The 13,745-nt window shown below is 41.8% G+C and carries 10 protein-coding genes and 1 pseudogene; 5 read left to right on the forward strand and 6 right to left on the reverse strand.

Annotated features, from left to right (window positions below):
- Window positions 1-362: 362 nt before the first annotated feature.
- Window positions 363-1,745: an APC family permease gene (locus GKR74_RS10810; RefSeq protein WP_132495302.1), complete on the forward strand. Its 1,383-nt coding sequence runs from the start codon at window positions 363-365 to the stop codon at window positions 1,743-1,745.
- Window positions 1,746-2,094: 349 nt separating this feature from the next.
- Window positions 2,095-3,822: a D-lactate dehydrogenase gene (gene dld, locus GKR74_RS10815; protein WP_154603567.1), complete on the forward strand. Its 1,728-nt coding sequence runs from the start codon at window positions 2,095-2,097 to the stop codon at window positions 3,820-3,822.
- A gap of 70 nt (window positions 3,823-3,892) precedes the next feature.
- Here dld and sbcB read toward each other — a convergent pair whose 3' ends face one another.
- From sbcB to GKR74_RS10830, 3 genes are all read right to left on the reverse strand, one after another.
- Entirely contained in the window at window positions 3,893-5,332 is a 1,440-nt protein-coding gene (gene sbcB / locus GKR74_RS10820; protein WP_154603568.1) for an exodeoxyribonuclease I, read from the reverse strand.
- A 74-nt stretch (window positions 5,333-5,406) separates the two neighbouring features.
- Entirely contained in the window at window positions 5,407-5,724 is a 318-nt protein-coding gene (locus tag GKR74_RS10825; protein ID WP_154603569.1) for an addiction module antidote protein, read from the reverse strand.
- A gap of 8 nt (window positions 5,725-5,732) precedes the next feature.
- Complete coding sequence (locus GKR74_RS10830) at window positions 5,733-6,047, reverse strand: type II toxin-antitoxin system RelE/ParE family toxin (RefSeq protein WP_154603570.1); 315 nt, start codon at window positions 6,045-6,047, stop codon at window positions 5,733-5,735.
- A 287-nt stretch (window positions 6,048-6,334) separates the two neighbouring features.
- Here GKR74_RS10830 and tmaR point away from each other — a divergent pair, with 287 nt between their 5' ends.
- Window positions 6,335-6,667, forward strand: a complete 333-nt coding sequence (gene tmaR / locus GKR74_RS10835) for a PTS system regulator TmaR (protein ID WP_036953053.1) — start codon at window positions 6,335-6,337, stop codon at window positions 6,665-6,667.
- 240 nt (window positions 6,668-6,907) lie between these two features.
- Window positions 6,908-7,192, forward strand: coding sequence for a colicin E1 immunity protein (locus GKR74_RS10840; protein WP_230089149.1), 285 nt, complete (start codon window positions 6,908-6,910; stop codon window positions 7,190-7,192).
- Window positions 7,193-7,219: 27 nt separating this feature from the next.
- Here GKR74_RS10840 and GKR74_RS10845 read toward each other — a convergent pair whose 3' ends face one another.
- Both GKR74_RS10845 and rne read right to left on the reverse strand, forming a co-directional pair.
- Window positions 7,220-8,095, reverse strand: coding sequence for a colicin-like pore-forming protein (locus tag GKR74_RS10845; RefSeq protein WP_154603572.1), 876 nt, complete (start codon window positions 8,093-8,095; stop codon window positions 7,220-7,222).
- Window positions 8,096-8,295: 200 nt separating this feature from the next.
- Window positions 8,296-11,526 (reverse strand): annotated as a pseudogene (rne, locus tag GKR74_RS10850) (ribonuclease E).
- Window positions 11,527-12,142: 616 nt separating this feature from the next.
- On the opposite strand from rne, the gene rluC reads away from it, so the two are divergent.
- Window positions 12,143-13,099, forward strand: a complete 957-nt coding sequence (gene rluC, locus GKR74_RS10855) for a 23S rRNA pseudouridine(955/2504/2580) synthase RluC (RefSeq protein WP_154603574.1) — start codon at window positions 12,143-12,145, stop codon at window positions 13,097-13,099.
- Window positions 13,100-13,149: 50 nt separating this feature from the next.
- On the opposite strand, the gene GKR74_RS10860 is transcribed toward rluC, so the two are convergent.
- A complete protein-coding gene (locus tag GKR74_RS10860) occupies window positions 13,150-13,734 on the reverse strand; it encodes a Maf family protein (RefSeq protein WP_154603575.1) in 585 nt (194 codons plus the stop codon).
- Window positions 13,735-13,745 lie beyond the last annotated feature (11 nt).

The following is a 13,745-nucleotide window of genomic DNA, read 5'->3' on the forward strand; positions in this document are numbered from 1 at the left end:
AATGCGCGGACTAAAAAATGACTGATGCCTGATAAAAACCGGCATCGGTTTTTTTGCTTTTTAGGGTTCTTTCATTTTAACGGGGCCGGATATCAGGCCGGATAGATAAATAAATATTTACGTGTAGCTAATATTTCATGCTACAGCTTTGAGGAATGCTTTTATGGCTTACTTTTTCGCACTGGCAGCAGGGCCAAGCGGTCGTCGTTGCCGCATTGATGACTACGGAGCAAACACCGGCTTCGCACAGACGCTTTTCCACTTCTCTTCTTTCTTCTCTGCTTATAGGCAGATGCAAAGTCTTCCCAGTAACTGTCGATTGAGTCGAAGTACGCAATCGAAAGTTATGGGAGGGCTTTATCATGCAAAATAATTCCGTACCTTTAGATATCGGCCACAACCAAACTGGCGCCAATAACCGTGTTCAACTTGCGAAGACATTAACGCTTGTACAAGTTGTTATGATTGGTATTGCGTATATTCAGCCAATGACTATCTTTGATACTTTCGGAATGGTATCAGATAAGACGGGTGGTCACGTCCCGACTTCATACATTATTGCACTTGCTGCGATACTGTTTACTGCGCTGAGCTACGGTAAGCTGGTTAAACGCTTCCCATCAGCCGGTTCAGCCTATACTTATGCCCAGAAATCAATGAGTCCACATATTGGTTTCCTTGTGGGTTGGACATCTTTGCTGTCCTACATTTTTATGCCAATGATCAATATTTTATTGGCGAAAATTTATTTACAAGATATTTTCCCGAACGTTGAACCTGCGTATTTTGTTATTGGCTTGGTCATTTTAATGACGGCTGCTAACTTACGAGGCATCAACGTGATTGCAAACTTAAGTACTGTAATTGCGATTATCCAAATGGGGGTAATGGCGGTATTTACAGGTTTAGTGATCCACGGGGTTTCAAATGGTGAAGGGACAGGGGAGATCTGGACATTCAATCCATTTGCGAATGAAAAAACGGAAATGATCCCGCTGATAGCTGGGGCAACCATACTCTGTTTCTCATTCTTAGGTTTTGATGGGTTAAGTTCACTGTCAGAAGAGACACCAAACGCAGGTAAAGTCATTCCTCGTGCAATTTTCTTAACTGCACTGATTGGTGGTGTGATCTTTATTACCGTTTCGTTCTTCTTACAGCAATTTTTCCCAGACGTTTCACGCTTTGCGAATATTAACGAAACACAGCCTGACATTATGCGATTTGTGGCCGGGTCATTCTTCCAAGCCATTATCCTTGTGTTCTCCTGTGTCACGGTATTAGCATCGGGTATGGCGGCTCATGCGGGTAGTGCGCGTTTAATGTATGTAATGGGTCGTGATGGCGTATTCCCAGAAAAAGTGTTCGGCTACGTTAGCCCAACATGGCGTACACCAGCTTATAACGTCTTATTAGTTGGCTTCTTAGCCCTCGGCGCTATCTGGTTTGAGATGGATTTTGCAACCGCATTAATTAACTTTGGTGCGCTGATTGCATTTACATTCGTCAATATTTCAGTCATCAGCCAATTCTTTATCCGTGAACGTCGTATTAAAGGCTTCAAGAACATCATGAACTATTTGATATTACCGATCATCGGTACGCTAACAGTCTGTGTGCTGTGGTTGAATATCGAAGAAGATTCAATGGTTTATGGTTTGATTTGGACGGCGGTTGGTCTGGTGTATATGGCGGTGCTGACACGTATGTTCCGTAGGCCGATGCCGCAGATGAGCGACGTATAGATATATTCTTCATTCTTCGCGTCGTAGCGTTGTTGGCTGCACGCACTAGCCCTAGTCACATACTTATGTATGCTCCTAGGGTCTAGCTTGCTTGCCGCCTAGCTACAACACGAATTATTTTGAATATATGTCGGCATTGCTGCCTAAATATAACTTCAAATAAAATATAGCTTCAAATATAGGTTGGCATCGAAATAGTTAAACTGCGAACTAAAATTGAAGACTAATAAAAACAGCGCCTTTGGGTGCTGTTTTTGTTTCTAAAGGGTATTAATAATTTCTTAACATATTAATCTTATGTGATATTGTGGATGGGTTTAATGACAAGACCCTGACAGGAAGGCATGAGATGAATGATGTAAAAAATCCTGAGAACCAACGATTATTACTCACACTCAGGAACATTGTTGGCAAAAAAAATATCCTTACCGAACCCCATAAAACAGAACGTTATCGCAAAGGCTTCCGCTCAGGAGTGGGTGATGCCATTGCCGTTGTATTCCCAACCACGTTACTTGAACAGTGGTATGTATTTAAAGCCTGTGTTGAAGCCGATAAGATTGTGATTATGCAAGCGGCCAATACAGGGCTCACTGAAGGCTCAACCCCCAGCGGTTATGATTATGATCGCGATATCATCATTATCAGCACGTTACGCCTAAACCAAATTCAAGTCCTACCCGAATTTAACCAAGTGGTCGCGATGCCGGGTAGTACGCTCTATGACCTCGAGAAAATCCTCAAACCACTGGGGCGTGAACCTCATTCTTTAATTGGCTCTTCATGTATTGGTGCCTCCGTTGTGGGAGGGATCTGTAACAGCTCTGGTGGCTCCCTTGTCCGTCGTGGCCCTGCCTATACTGAGTTAGCTTTATATGGACGCGTCAATGAAGATGGCAAAGTTGAGCTGGTAAACCATTTAGGTATCGAATTGGGGAAAACCCCAGAAGAGATCTTAACTAACCTACAAAACCGCCGTTATAGCAGCGAAGATATTGAAAATAGCGAAAAGTTGGCATCTGACCATGATTACGCAGAACGTGTGCGTGATGTCGACGCAGACACACCATCGCGCTTTAATGCGGATGAGCGTCGTTTGTTTGAGGCCTCTGGCTGTGCGGGTAAATTAGCTGTTTTCGCTGTTCGTTTAGACACTTTCCCTGCGGACAAAGCCACCCAAGTTTTCTATATTGGTTCGAACAATCCAGATGTCCTTGAAGACATTCGTCGCCATATCTTGAGTGAGTTTGAAAACTTACCTGTCGCGGGTGAGTATATGCACCGTGGCTGCTTTGATATTGCAGAAATTTATGGCAAAGATACGTTCTTAATGATAGATAAATTTGGTACCGACAAAATGCCAACCTTCTTTACCATTAAAGGACGTATGGATGCGGTATTGAATAAAGTACCACTGCTGCCATCAAACTTAATTGACCGTACCATGCAGCTGCTAAGCAAGCTGTGGCCTTCTCATTTACCACCACGCATGAAACAGTTCCGTGACCAGTACGAGCATCATTTAATGCTCAAAATGGCGGGAGACGGTATTGATGAAGCCAAAGTCTGGTTGAAATCCTTCTTCGCCACAGCCGATGGTGGCTATTTTGAATGTACACCGGAAGAAGGTGCAAAAGCATTCTTACATCGCTTTGCCGCTGCGGGATCTGCTGTTCGTTATCATGCCGTCCATAATAATGATGTGGAAGATGTCCTGCCGCTAGACATAGCATTAAGACGCAATGACCGTGATTGGTTTGAAAAACTGCCACCAGAAATTGAAAATCTGATTGTGCATAAATTATATTGCGGACATTTTATGTGCCACGTTATGCATCAAGATTATGTCCTGAAAAAAGGCGTGGATCCGAAAGAGTTAAAACAGAAAATGTTGGAGTTGCTAGATGCGCGGGGCGCTCAGTACCCAGCAGAGCACAATGTTGGGCATTTGTATAAAGCACCGGAACAATTGAAATCGTTCTATAAAGAGTCAGACCCAACAAACACTATGAACCCAGGTCTTGGAAAGACCACTAAGCGGAAACATTGGGAAGGGGATTGTGGTTGTGACCACTAGGTCACTAGAACAATAAAAGATAATAAAAATGGGCAGGTTTTCTGCCCATTCTCATTTCTATCGCTAACTATTAACTTGCTAATTCGGCGGCATAGTTCACTAAGGCTTTTAATTGTTGGCAGCGTTTTTCATCTTCATGATGAACTTCCATGAGCAATTGAATTTGCTGTAGATAATCCGTTAAACGACTTTCAGTAAAATAATCGCGGCGATGCTGTAACCAACGCTGTTGCTCTTCATAAGAGAGTGTTGCAGGGAAATTACGTGCCTTATAACGGAAAAATAGCTCCTTCATACGCTTATCTTCAAAGCTAAGATCTAATGCGGGTAAATTTTGGGGTGGCGTTTCGCGAATAATGTCCATCGTAGAGCGATCGGACGGGCTGAAAAAACCATTATAGATTTGGCTATCCACGTCATTTGACTCTTCAAATTGTTGGGCGACGCTAAACAACTCAATCAGTTTATTACGCACATCAGGGTTCTTACGCAACAATTCTAAATTACGCATACACAGGTCACGGTCAATGCCTGTACGTTCAGCATCCACCGTTCGCAAGGTCTTTTCAGGGGCAAGGATTGGGCATTTGTTAATATGTACCAATTTAACTGGGACGGGGAGCTCGTCACCTAATTCGGCTTTCGGTGTGTATAAGCGCTCACGAAGTTCATCCGCATTTAACGTGAGAAGCGGCGACATATCGGCAGACAGGTCACACATAATCACCGCGTTTTTATTCTCCGGGTGCCACGCAAGAGGGGCAACTAAGCTAATATAAGAGCGTACCGCGCCAAACATCCCTGATACATGAACTAACGGGGTCATATCCACGATGTCGATCAGCTGGTTAACTTTGTTTTTATTTCGCAGTTGATAGAAATAATCAAACATGCGGGGTTGAGCTTGTTTTAGCAATTTAGCCATATTGATGGTCGCTAAAACGTCAGACATCGCATCATGGGCATTTTCATGGGCAACGCCGTTAGCTTTGGTTAAATGTTCAAGGCGCAAGCTAGGTAGCCCGTCATCATTTTCTGGCCAGTTTATCCCTTCAGGTCGTAATGCAAAACAAGCGCGTAATGCATCCAGTAAATCCCAGCGAGAATTACCTTGCTGCCAGCTATAGGCATATGGATCATAAAAGTTACGATAGAAAATATTTCGCGTCACTTCATCATCAAAGCGAATGTTGTTGTAACCCATAATGCAGGTGTTAGGTACGCTGAATGCGTTATGAATGCGCTTCGCAAATTCCGCTTCATTCACGCCGTTGGCCATCGCGATTTGCGGGGTAATGCCAGTTATCATTACCGCTTCTGGTTGAGGAAGATAATCATCCGTAGGTTTGCAGTAAAATACTTCAGGTTCATCGATGATGTTGAAATCTAAGTCTGTCCGCACACCCGCAAACTGAGCAGGGCGATCCAGAGCCGGATGCTTACCAAATGTTTCATAGTCATGGATAAAGAAGGTCGGCTGATTATGCTTATTTTTCAAAATGAGGTCCATCGTCGATTTAGGTGAGTAATGCAAACGCATAAAAGTTTGATGCTATGGTAAACCATCTGGCAGAAAATCTAAACTTATGTGGGGGATAGCGTTGCTAGTGAAGAAAATGGTATGCCAGTTGCATTAATGATGCTGCGTAGTGTTTTTAATGTAGGGTTTCCTGTCGGGGATAATGTTCGATAGAGAGTTTCTCGGGATAAGCCGGACTGTTCGGCTATATCTGCCATCCCTCCTCGAGCTTCAATAATATGGCGTAAAGCTAATAAAAATGCGGCTTGCCCGCCATCTTCATCAATCTGTACAAAGGATTGCTGTAGGTAAATTGGGATGAGAGTTGGGTCTTTGCGTAGCATTTCAACCACTGCATCGTCATGTAATCGGGATTTAGCCATATTAGTTCCTACCTTAAATAGTCGGTTAGATACTGAATTGCGATACCAATATCTGCTTGCTGTGTTTTTTTCGTACCCATTAAAAGCAGTAAAATAATCTCGTCTCTAACTAAGCTGTAATAGACTCGATATCCAGGTCCTTGCTCAATTTTTAACTCCCATACTCCATCTCGACAGTATTTGTGTTTCCCTAAATTTCCCTTAGCGAGTTGGTTAATACGCATGACCACTTTAATTCTAGCAATTGGGTCTTTGATTTTATCGATGAAATCTGAGCATGGATCTTTACCATCCGTGGTTAAATAATGCCGAATTATACGCATATGTCCTCATGGTATCTTATAGGCTACAATGTTCAAGTGTTTTGTTTCAGTGAAGAACGTTATTACTAACATTGATTAATAAAACAGGCGGAATTTAATGGAGGAAGTTTGTCTGTATGTAAATGGCTTACGAGCACGCTCGCAATTGAAGTCTAAAGATGCATTGGCAATGCAAATCATTAAATTCAAATCAATAAAATAGCGAATGTGTCTTGTAAGGTGACCCTAGAAGAAGGTATTGTGTTAATAGACAATACATTTTGATTATTGAATAGGGGATTTTAAACATGGACAACGCCAACAAACCAACTTTCCAGAATGTACTGGAATTTGTGCGTATGTTTCGTCGTAAAAATAAAATTCGTCGCGAAATCACGGATAACGAAAAGAAAATTCGTGATAACCAAAAGCGTGTTCTGCTGTTAGATAACCTGAGTGAGTATATCAAACCAGGCATGTCCATTGATGATATCCATGGCATCATTGCAAACATGCGTAGCGACTATGATGATCGTATCGATGATTACATCATCAAGAATGCTGAGTTATCCAAAGAGCGTCGCGAGATCTCTAAAAAGCTTAAAGAGATGGGTGAGCTGGCGCGACCTGAAACTAAGTAATTATCGCCTGACTTAATTTTAAGGAAGCTGAGCTATGTCTCAGCTTTTTTTTAGTAATAAAATGAGATGGTTTACTTAATAATTAGTTGATTGGATTTAAAATACATATATATTAATAACTTAGTTTTACTATGAGTTTTCATTCGCATATGTGTTTTGTTATCATTAACTCTTTAGTTGGTAAGAAAACACGCAATGAATAAACGATATTATATTAAAAATATGTGCTGGGGATGGTTTATGGGTTCATTATTTTTATACTCTTGTTTAGATAATGAGCTTAAATATAAACCATTAATTATACTGATAAGCATTATTGGTATTGTAATTTTTCCGCTGGCTAAATGGGCTGTGGAAAGCTTTTTTTTAATTTTTACTACTAAAGAATTTTGGAGTAGAGGCTTGTTGATGGACACTCCAGGTAAGGCTGGAGGATTAGCTTTGTATCATGGTGTTGTTTTTTCCTTCGCAATTCCAATAACGTTAATATTTATAATAACTATATTTATAAAAAGATGGCAGTAATCAAATGAACTGCCTTCTTGTGGCTTACTATAGGCCAACTAGCTTATTTGCTTTTTCTACCAAGCTATCATCAATTAGAGACCCTATTCCGGCAAGTATGAGTCCATAGCCTAATATTCCAACTGGTCCACCTAATAAAAAACTAAAACCTAAACCAGCAATACCCGTAGCACTAATTCCTATTAATATAGTTTCTACTTTCACAAAAAATGGTCTCCAATTATCAGTTTCTACGGCTTTAACCAATTCAATTCTTAGGTCGTTAGCATCAATTGAATAGCTTACAAAGCCCATGCCTTTACTGAATTTTTTCAAGTTTTTTGCAATCTCATCAACGTTGAGTGATTCTAATGCTGATGCAATAATTTTCCGGTTTTTAGTATCGATCTTTTTATTAATATTAGTTTTATATTTATCATAAGCTCTTAATGCATCTTCAACATTACGAATCCTTTTTCCTCTGGATTGCTCCGCTATAGTTTTAGCCAGTTTTTCTGCTTTTTCTCCATAGGTATTAAAAACGTCTTTATAAAAATCAGTTGTAAATTTAACTGACTCCTTAATCTCCTCTGACTCTATTTTATTTATTTCATTTAAATCCTGCTCTATTTTCGGTTTCATCATTGGGTACAACCCGCCAAAAGAGCGCCAATAAATGGTATACATTAATTCAAGTTGTCCACTGTGATAGGCGCTTAACATTTTTTTATAAGGGGATGTCTTTTCGAAACGGCAATTACCGATCCCACAAACTCCGCATAATCCTTTTGCCATCGCATTCAGAATGTGGTCAGGCAGAATTCTGTTGTAACTTACATGAAGGGTTGGGAGTAGTAATACACCATCGCTTGCATAGGCATGGCCATTTTTCCAATGGTCTATTTGTGTATAATCATAATCCATAGAAATATCCTCATTAAGTGTGCTTTCCCACGGTACATATGTCTTTTATGCAAATGTACAATGCAGTTATCTACGATATTTCGTCAAAGGCTTTAAGATGATAAATTTCGTTAGTATTTAATAAATTACAACAGACCCAATTTTTTTTGGGCAAAAAAAAGCCTTGATAGTTTCCCATCAAGGCTTTCGTCAGTAACTTGCTAAAATCAGAAGCTAGCAGGTTTTGCCATTTCTGATGTCGCAACATTGGCTGCCACATGTCCACCTGCACCTTTAGATTCAAAGGTTGATGGCTCACGTTGATACTCTTTAATTTCAAAGTCTGAAGCCACTACAGCAGGCGCTGGGGCTTTCGTCATTGGTGAGTATGCATGGCGTTTATGTAAGCTAACTGTATTTGCTGTTGGAGCTGGTTCAATCACGGTAGTTTCAACGACTGCTGCAGTCACTGCGGTTTCAATCACCACATCTGCAATGACAGGTTCAACAACAGGTTCAACAACAGTTTTGATTTCTTCAGCGACAGGGACTTCAACCAGGGTTTCAACGACTTCTGATTTTGTCTCTTCGATAACGTCTGCTGCTACATTTTCAGCAACAACATTTTCAACAACAACATTTTCAACAACATCGCTTTCCATTACAGCGGCTTCAACAACAATGCTGGCTTCAGTTTCTGCTTTTGGTGCTTCGATAACAGTTTCAGTAGCAACTGGGGCTTCAGTGAGCTCGGCTTTCACTTCAACATGTTCAATCGGTGCAGCTACCACAGGCGCTTGAACGGTATTTTGTTGTTCCAGCATCTCTTCATTGGTCATGATAGCCATGCTTTCTTGTTGAGGTTGAACAACAGGGTAGCGAATAAATACTTTACCAGAGGCTAATTCAGGGGAGGCTACAGCCGCCGCTAAAGGCATTGGTGATTTATTCAGATGACGCTCATCACGGTAACGGCGACGACGCTGACCACTCACACGCAGATGACGAGGTGAACGACGAGAACGGCGTGGAATGATGGTGTCTTGTTTTTCATCATCATCCAATTGTTCTGAGTTAGTCGCTAAGTTGTCATCTTCGTCCAGAGAAACATGAGCCTGTTTTTTCTCAACATTCACTGCTGCTGGTAATGCCGCAATCGGCGCAGATTTTTCTGCAACAACGGCGGTATCAGCAACCATTGACGTTTCTGCTGCTTGGTCATTGTCAGTTACACGAATTTTTTGTGTTAATTGACGACGTTCACGACGAGGAGCAACAGGGCGTTGTTCTTCTTCATCTTTTTCTACAGCGGCATTATCAACAGCTGTTTGCTGGTTATCTTGCTGCGTTTTTGCAGTTTGTTGTTGACGTTTTTCATCTTGACGACGACGACGTTCTGCACGCTGATCACGACGTTGCTGCTGATTTTCGCGGTTTGCACTGTCAGTAATTTGCTCTTCAACTTGGTTCGTATTCTTGTTATTACGTCCCTTGTTGCGGTTTGCAGCATCTTCAGATTGTGCATTGCGATTATTACGGTTATCGCGATTGTCACGATTGTCGCGGTTATCACGATTTTCGTAATTATCATCGCGGTCGCGACGATTGTTATTACGGCGGTCGTTATTATTGCGACGACGATCATTATTGCGGCGACGGTCATTGTTATTCTGACGAGGTTTCTGCGCTGGTTTTTCAACGGCTTTTTCTTCTTCAGCAAAGAGGCCTTTAAAGAAAGCGGCAATTTTGCTAAATAAACCAACTTTAGGTTGCTCATCCACTTTGGCACGAACTGGTGCTTTAGCCGGAGCTTCTTTTGGTTTCAGTGCAGGAACTTCAACTGGCTCTTGCAGTGCAAATGCTGAAATAGCAGGTTGTTCAGGTGCTTTACGCTCAGTCGTCGCTTCTTCACCGTGGTTTAAGGTTTCAGTTTCATGATACTGGGCTAAGTTGTAGCTCAGGGTTTGAACTTCTTCACCTTTACGGATACGGATGACGTGGAAGTGAGGCGTTTGCATCTGGTCATTCGGTACAATCACAACGCGAACGTTACGCTGACGTTGTTCAATTTCTGTAACTGCTTGGCGTTTTTCGTTTAACAGGTATGACGCGATTTGCACTGGGACAATCGCATGCACTTCATGGGTATTTTCTTTCAGTGCTTCTTCTTCGATTAAACGCAGTACTGACAGTGACAGCGATTCGTTATCACGGATAGTCCCCGTACCTGTACAGCGTGGGCAGACGTGATGGCTGGACTCACCCAATGATGGGCTAAGACGCTGACGAGACATTTCTAACAGACCAAAGCGTGAAATACGCGCGATTTGAATACGCGCGCGGTCTTGGCGAACAGCTTCACGTAGGCGGTTTTCAACTTCACGCTGGTGGCGAACTGGAGTCATATCGATAAAGTCGATAACAATCAGTCCACCTAAGTCACGTAAACGTAATTGACGTGCAATTTCGTCAGCGGCTTCAAGGTTGGTATTGAATGCGGTTTCTTCGATATCACCACCACGGGTTGAGCGTGAGGAGTTGATATCAATAGCCGTTAATGCTTCGGTTGTATCGATAACTAACGCACCGCCAGAAGGTAAACGCACTTCACGCTGGAACGCAGATTCGATTTGAGATTCGATTTGATAGTGACTAAATAGAGGAACATCGCCACTATAATGTTTAATTTTACTAGCAAAATCACCACGACCAATCGCTTCGATATGGTTACGTGCCATCTCAACCACTTTCGGGTTATCGATTAGGATTTCGCCGATGTCAGGACGTAAATAATCACGGAAAGCACGGACAATTACATTACTTTCTTGGTGGATTAAGAACGGAGCTGGACGGTTTTCTGCGGCTTTTTGAATCGCTTCCCAGTGACGTAAGCGATACAGTAAATCTTGTTGCAGGGATTCTGCTGATTTACCCACACCCGCAGTACGGACGATGAGTCCCATGCCATCTGGAATTTCTAAGCAAGATAATGCTTCTTTTAATTCTGTACGGTCTTCACCTTCGATACGGCGAGAAATACCACCGGCACGTGGGTTGTTTGGCATCAGAACTAAATAACTACCCGCTAAGCTGATGAATGTGGTTAAGGCTGCACCTTTGTTACCACGTTCTTCTTTATCAACTTGAACAATAACCTCTTGGCCTTCTTTCAGCACATCTTTGATGTTAGGACGACCTTGGGAGTGATAATTGCTTGGGAAGTATTCGCGAGCGATTTCTTTGATTGGCAGGAAACCGTGTCTTTCAGCGCCATAATCAACAAAAGCAGCTTCGAGGCTTGGTTCAATACGGGTGATTTTACCTTTATAAATGTTGGCTTTTTTTTGCTCATGACCTGGGCTTTCAATATCCAAATCGTAGAGTCGTTGCCCGTCAACAAGGGCAACACGCAACTCTTCCTGTTGAGTTGCGTTGATTAGCATTCTTTTCATGTTATTACTTACTCATTATTTTTTAAATAATAGAGCAGCGAAAGAAGGAGCTACTGTAAACCGATGGCCTCATGATTTTTACAAAGCCGTCTACCTCTCGGCAGTCGTTCGTATAGAGACGCGCAGTATTCGGTGAACCTGATTTTTAGATTAAAAATTCAGCGTTCTTAATCAGGATGCCGTAGATTTCTTAGAAAACGGAGACTCCCAACCCAATAAGCTAAAATTCGTTGCTCGCTAATTTATTTGATTTAGTTAGATGTCTTACGCCATTGCAGCATCGTTACGCCATCAAATAATAAATTCCTACAGTATTACGTCTAACTTGTATTCTACTAGCTAAAAATAATTATAGCCGAAAGTGCAAAAACACCTAAAGCTAACATAGCAAAGCCAATTTTCGTTTTTAAACATCTTGGCACCGCTTATTATTCCATTGCCAAGTGCATTATAGCAAGTGCAACGTAAGTTATATGGAAATTTTATTAAGAAATTGAGCCGATCATGCAGAAATTGACCAATTTAAAAAAAAACATAAAAAAATTCGTGGAGTCGGTATGATATACCGATGTAAGTGAGACTATTTATTCATCAATCAGAGTTAACGCATTCCCGAATGAAAACAGAAAACCAAGTCCAATTTATTGATATTAGCGATGACGAAGCAGGGCAACGCATAGATAATTTTTTGCTGAGCAAGTTAAAAGGTGTTCCTAAGAGCATGATTTATCGCATCATCCGTAAAGGTGAAGTGCGCGTCAACAAAGGGCGAATTAAGCCTGAATACAAACTACTCGAAGGGGATCAAGTTCGCGTCCCGCCAGTGCGTGTTGCTGAGCGTGAAACTGCACCTGTTTCAGCGAAATTGGATAAGGTAGCAGCATTAACGGACTGCATTCTATTTGAAGACGAATCCATTCTAGTCATCAATAAGCCATCAGGCACCGCAGTTCATGGTGGTAGCGGATTAAGCTTCGGTGTGATTGAAGGGTTACGTGCATTACGTCCGGAAGCCCGTTTTTTAGAGCTGGTGCATCGTTTAGACAGAGATACTTCCGGTATCTTATTGGTCGCTAAAAAACGTTCAGCTTTACGTGCTCTTCACGAGCAATTACGTTTAAAACAGATGCAAAAAGATTATTTAGCGTTGGTACGCGGTAATTGGCAGTCACATACTAAAGTTGTACAAGCGCCATTATTGAAGAATATTCTACAAAGCGGTGAGCGTATTGTTCGAGTCAGTAGTGAAGGAAAGCCGTCTGAAACGCGTTTTAAAGTCGAAGAGCGATTTGAAAATGCGACGTTAGTTAAGGCGAGCCCTGTGACTGGACGTACTCATCAGATCCGCGTACATACTTTACACGCAGGTCATCCAATTGCTTTTGATGATCGTTATGGTGATAAGCAATTTGATAGCCAGCTGGCAGAGACAGGATTGAAGCGTTTGTTCTTGCACGCGTATTCACTGAAATTTACTCATCCGAAAACAGGTGAAGAGATGCGAGTTGTTGCACCGCTACATAACGATTTGAATCAGTGTCTGAAAGTGTTGAGAGCGAAAAAAGCGCAGTAATAATGATAATAAAGGTTAGCAACACCCTGCAGGTTAGCTAACCTTATTATTTAGTCTAAGAGTGGATTGACCCCATGCTGGCGTAACATTTCCAGCAATAAAATAGTTGGCAAACCAATCAGCGTGTTTGGATCTCGCCCTGAAAGTTTATCAAACAGGCTAATGCCTAGTCCTTCCGATTTAAAACTGCCCGCACATTGATAAGGTTCGTCTTTATTTAGGTATTGGGTGATCTCTTCATCCGTGAGCTGTCTAAAATAGACATCGAAGGGTTCGCACTGGAGATTGAATTTACCTGTCGCACTATCTAATAAGCAAAGCCCAGTATAAAAAGTCACCCGATGACCTGACGCTGCCTTGAGTTGTTTAAAGGCATTATCAAAATTATGCGGCTTTCCGACGATTTTATCGTCAATGACGCAAACTTGGTCAGATCCAATAATTAAATGCTGTGGATATTGTTGAGCCAATGCATTGGCTTTTTCGTGAGATAAGCGCATCACTAAAGCTTGAGCCGATTCCTGTAGAACAGGGGTTTCATCAATGTTGGGCGCAGCAGCAAGAAATGGGATGCCCAGCTTCTTAAGTAAGGCTTGTCGGTATTCAGAGGTTGACGCCAAAATAATCGATTTCATGATTTTTCTCG

Source organism: Providencia sp. wls1914, from assembly GCF_009706645.1.
In the GTDB taxonomy this organism is placed as follows: domain Bacteria; phylum Pseudomonadota; class Gammaproteobacteria; order Enterobacterales; family Enterobacteriaceae; genus Providencia; species Providencia zhijiangensis.

What these genes read in the sequence shown, in the direction of transcription:
- GKR74_RS10860 (WP_154603575.1), bottom strand. Translation starts at nt 13,734, where the DNA reads ATGAAATCGATTATTTTGGCGTCAACCTCTGAATACCGACAAGCCTTA.
- tmaR (WP_036953053.1), top strand. Translation starts at nt 6,335, where the DNA reads ATGGACAACGCCAACAAACCAACTTTCCAGAATGTACTGGAATTTGTG.
- GKR74_RS10830 (WP_154603570.1), bottom strand. Translation starts at nt 6,047, where the DNA reads ATGCGTATAATTCGGCATTATTTAACCACGGATGGTAAAGATCCATGC.
- rluC (WP_154603574.1), top strand. Translation starts at nt 12,143, where the DNA reads ATGAAAACAGAAAACCAAGTCCAATTTATTGATATTAGCGATGACGAA.
- GKR74_RS10840 (WP_230089149.1), top strand. Translation starts at nt 6,908, where the DNA reads ATGGGTTCATTATTTTTATACTCTTGTTTAGATAATGAGCTTAAATAT.
- dld (WP_154603567.1), top strand. Translation starts at nt 2,095, where the DNA reads ATGAATGATGTAAAAAATCCTGAGAACCAACGATTATTACTCACACTC.
- GKR74_RS10825 (WP_154603569.1), bottom strand. Translation starts at nt 5,724, where the DNA reads ATGGCTAAATCCCGATTACATGACGATGCAGTGGTTGAAATGCTACGC.
- sbcB (WP_154603568.1), bottom strand. Translation starts at nt 5,332, where the DNA reads ATGGACCTCATTTTGAAAAATAAGCATAATCAGCCGACCTTCTTTATC.
- GKR74_RS10810 (WP_132495302.1), top strand. Translation starts at nt 363, where the DNA reads ATGCAAAATAATTCCGTACCTTTAGATATCGGCCACAACCAAACTGGC.
- GKR74_RS10845 (WP_154603572.1), bottom strand. Translation starts at nt 8,095, where the DNA reads ATGGATTATGATTATACACAAATAGACCATTGGAAAAATGGCCATGCC.